The sequence below is a fragment of the Kitasatospora sp. RG8 genome (assembly GCF_017813315.1).
Classification (GTDB): domain Bacteria; phylum Actinomycetota; class Actinomycetes; order Streptomycetales; family Streptomycetaceae; genus Kitasatospora.
The window spans coordinates 1-3,707 of the sequence record NZ_JAGIYX010000076.1; the positions used below are offsets into that span (position 1 = coordinate 1).

Sequence of the window (3,707 nt, forward strand, 5' to 3'; positions counted from 1 at the left end):
AGGATCTTGAGCAGGGTGGACTTTCCGGCGCCGTTCTCGCCCATCAGGGCGGTGACCTGCCCGGCGGGGAAGTCCAGGCTGACGCCGGACAGGGCCTGGACCGCACCGAAGCGCTTGGTGACCCCCTCGACGGCCACGGCCGAGGCGGCGGGCCGTGCGGGGGGAGGGGGCTCCGGGGGGCGGATGCCGGGGGAGTTCATGGGAACCTCGCAGATACGTCGGGGTGCCGTGGCAGGAACGCGGATCTCGGCGGTCCCGGCGCTGTGACGGGGCGCCGCGGCACGGGTGGGTGCATGGGCCGGGCGGGCGGGTGCGGTGGGCCGGAGGTGGCCGTCGCCGCACCCGTACCGGCGCGGGGACGGGTCAGCTGCAGGTGACCCCGGAGGCCTTCCAGTTGGCGGGGTCGACCATCGTGGTCGGCGCGAAGGCCTCCTTCGGGAACTCCTTGCCGTTCTTGAGCTTGTCGACGATCGTCTGCACGGCGAGCGCGCCGACGTCCTTGCCGTTGATGAACAGCGCGGCCTTCATGCCGGAGGGCTTGTCGGTGCTCCAGTTCTTGCAGGCCAGGTAGGCGCCGAGGCCCACGCCGATGACGTTCTCCGCCTTGAAGCCGGCGTTCTCCAGCGCGGTCACACCGCCCTGCACGTTCTCGTCGTTGCAGCCCCAGACCACCCAGTGCTTGACGGTGGGGTTGGCGGTGACGACGGCGGCGATCTTGTCCTGGGCGCCGGTGGGGGTGTTGTCGGTGGCGACGTCGATGTTCTGCACGCCGTTGCCGCCGCCGCTCAGGAAGGCGGCCTTGGCGCTCTTCACCCGGGAGGTGCAGACGGTGACGTCCTGCTTCCAGGCGGAGATGGTGCGGGTCTCGGCCGGGTTCCAGCCCGCCTTGGTGAACTCCTGGCCGGCTCGCTTGCCGACCTCGGTGCCCATCTGCTCCCCGCTGAAGCCGATCCGGGGCACCAGGTTCTCCGGGGCGCAGCCGGCCGGGTCGGGGCCGGTGGTGCAGATCTGGTCGTCCGAGGTGAGCAGGGCAACCTTGGCGTCCTTGGCGGTCTGGACGATCTGCGGGCCGACGGCCGGGTCGGGGACGACGACGATGATGGCGTTGCTCTTCTGGGCGATGGCGGCCTTGGCCTCGCTGACGGCCTTGTTGGCGTCGTTGCCGAGGTTGACGACCTTGAGGTCGACGCCGAGTTCGGCGGCCTTGGCCTTGGCCCCGGCGGCCTCGCCGACGAAGTACTCCTGGTCGCCCTGCTTCTGCAGGTAGGTGATGGAGATCTTGCCGTCGACCTTGGCGACCTCCCCGCTGCCGCCGGCCTCGTGGCCGTCCGAACAGGCCGTGAGGGCGGCCGGGAGGAGCAGCCCTGCGGCCACGACGGCGGAGAGTCTGCGGGTGGGTGCACTGAACATGAGGACCCCTTGGATCGGATGGTGGGAGGTGGGCGGCCAGGCCTGACGCTTCAGAGTCGCCTAGTCGATCACGTTTAAACGAGATCAAACGCGTTGCGTCATAGAAAACTCGCCAAGCAATCGCATGTCAACATCCTGGCGCATCGGCCGGAATCGATATCGGCCCGTGACGTAGACATGGCCGACGCGGCCCGTCGTGTCCGATGTCCGTTCGGGTCCGGTAAGGGCGGAGAGTCCAGGTGGCCGCCGGTGGCGGGTCGGGGCGCCGGGGGCCCGTTGCCCCGTGCGGCCCGCGCCCGCCCCGTACGGCGGTCGCCGCGGGTGGCCGGTCGGCCAGTGGGGTGTTGCTGGGCGTTGATAAATGTTGGATAGTGTTGCCAATGGTTCGGTGGAACGCTCCTCCGAGGACGCTCCCGACCTTCCCGATTCCCCTCCTGCCGGTTGCCCTGACATCGCGTCGCGCGGGAGGGGCGCCCGCGCGGTACGTCAGCCGCCCGGGCCGGGGTGCCGCCCTCGTCCCCTGCCCGGGCGGTGCCCCTTCCGCTCCGTCGGGTCGTCCGCCCCCGCTGCCGCCGCGGCAGAGCAGCCGTGGTGGGGGGCGGGCGTCGACGGCGGCGGCGGTGCTCCGTGAGGGTCGGAGCCACCGCCACGGGGCCGTCGGGGCCGGGGCTTGTGGATCCCGGCCCCGACGGCCCGCAGCGTCACCGCTTCGCCCCGGGCCGTCGACACCGAGGGGGCGGGTGGGGTCGCGCGGGACGTCCCCGCCCGCCCCTTCGCGCGAGGGCGTCAACAGGTCACGAGACCCGCCGGCTCGCGGGAGCCGCCGTCCCCCACGGGCGGGGGGTTCGGTCCGCCCGCGGGGTGCGCGAGCCGATGGCGCGACGGGAGCTCGACCACCCGGCAGCCGTGCCGCTCCAGCAGGCCGGCCACGCCGCGCGCCTCGGTGTCGTCCATCGAGAAGACGAAGGGCCCGGGGACCAGGACGGTGCCGACCCACCCCCCCGGCGACCGTCCGCAGCAGCCGGTCCAGGGCCGGGAGGCCGTCGGCCGCGCGCACGCCGTTGTCCAGGTGCAGCAGCGGTTCCGGCAGTCCCGTCGCCACGGCCAGGCCTTCGAGAGCCCGGCGGTGGCACTCCATCGCCGTCCGGTCGAACGGGTAGCAGCGCAGGTATATCGCGGCGCCGCCCGGTGCCGGGGTGAGGGTCGTGGTGCGGTCGATGGTGCTGCCCATGGTGTACCTGCCACAGATCGGGTGGGGAATCGGTCTCCGCGTCCGCCCCTCGCGGTGTCTCCAGGACACCCGCCCGATCAGTACGTGTTCAATACCGGGCCCTACCTATATTGACCCTCGGTGACCACGGGGCCCCTGTTGCACACCGGGGGTCACGGGCACGGGCGTCGTGCACGGAGGCGGTTCCCGTCCGGGCCGGGGCGGCCACGGTGCAGCTCCCGGCGGAGGCCGGCCGTTGCGGTCACCGCGTCGCGGCGGCACGTCCTCGACGGTCGCCCGGGACACCGTCGGCCCGCGCGGCGGGCGGGCTCCAGCGCCACGTGCTGGTCACGGTGAGCGGGGAGCGCGGCGTGACCGGACGGGGCAGGGTGTCCAGCCCGTTGGGCGGCCCCGACTGCGGCTCCACGCAGAGGGCCTCGGCGGGCTCGTCGTAGATCACCACCCACCGTGCGCTGCTGGTGATCTCCAGGGTGAGGGCGCCCGGCCAGTCGACGGTGACCGCGACCCCGTCGGGCATGCCGAAGCAGTCGTCCCACGGCCCCTCACGGGGAGCGATCCGCCGGCCGGTCGGCAGGTGGTCCGGCCCGCGTTCCTCCTGCCAGGCCGCGGCGAGGCGCAGCTCGGCGGGCCCACCCGTCCCGAGGTCCCGGCGGAACCACGGATGCCACCCCGCCTGGGCGGGGAACGGCTCGCCGTGGGACTCGACGGTCATCTCCAGGCGCAGGCAGGACGGGCTCAGTGCGAACTCCTGCGTGACGCGGCCCGCGAACGGCCAGGGAGCGCCCAGACCGTGCTCCAGCAGCGCACCGTCCGCGGCTGCACGGCAGGACGAGGCCGTCGTTGTAGTCGGTGTGCTCGCCGATCAGGTTGACCCGTCCGGGCGCGGCCCACGTGCCGGCGGGCGCGGCGCCGTAGAGGTCGTGGAAGGTGGTCATGCGGGGTGCTCCAGGGTGAACTTCCAGGCGTCGGCGACGATGTCGTCCAGGTTCGGGCGGCGCGGGGTCCAGCCCAGCGCCTGGTGGGCGCGCTCGGCGGAGGCCACCAGGACCGCCGGGTCGCCCGCACG

At 73.2% G+C, this 3,707-nt stretch carries 4 protein-coding genes and 2 pseudogenes; all 6 read right to left on the reverse strand.

Annotated features, from left to right (window positions below):
* Positions 1-200: ATP-binding cassette domain-containing protein (locus J5Y04_RS41015; protein ID WP_209417649.1), on the reverse strand; the 200-nt coding region annotated here is incomplete at its 3' end.
* Between the two features lie 163 nt (positions 201-363).
* Complete coding sequence (locus J5Y04_RS41020; protein ID WP_209417650.1) at positions 364-1,410, reverse strand: substrate-binding domain-containing protein; 1,047 nt, start codon at positions 1,408-1,410, stop codon at positions 364-366.
* A gap of 786 nt (positions 1,411-2,196) precedes the next feature.
* Entirely contained in the window at positions 2,197-2,364 is a 168-nt protein-coding gene (locus J5Y04_RS41025; protein WP_209417651.1) for a hypothetical protein, read from the reverse strand.
* Between the two features lie 518 nt (positions 2,365-2,882).
* Positions 2,883-3,443, reverse strand: coding sequence for a hypothetical protein (locus tag J5Y04_RS41030; protein ID WP_209417652.1), 561 nt, complete (start codon positions 3,441-3,443; stop codon positions 2,883-2,885).
* Between the two features lie 64 nt (positions 3,444-3,507).
* Positions 3,508-3,576: pseudogene (locus tag J5Y04_RS44120) on the reverse strand (hypothetical protein); the annotation flags it as partial.
* Positions 3,573-3,707 (reverse strand): annotated as a pseudogene (locus J5Y04_RS42760) (UDP-glucose 4-epimerase GalE); the annotation flags it as partial. The pseudogenes J5Y04_RS42760 and J5Y04_RS44120, both read right to left, overlap by 4 nt.

Excerpts from the sequence above, each read along its gene's own strand:
- J5Y04_RS41025 (WP_209417651.1), bottom strand. The coding sequence starts at position 2,364 with ATGGACGACACCGAGGCGCGCGGCGTGGCCGGCCTGCTGGAGCGGCAC.
- J5Y04_RS41020 (WP_209417650.1), bottom strand. The coding sequence starts at position 1,410 with ATGTTCAGTGCACCCACCCGCAGACTCTCCGCCGTCGTGGCCGCAGGG.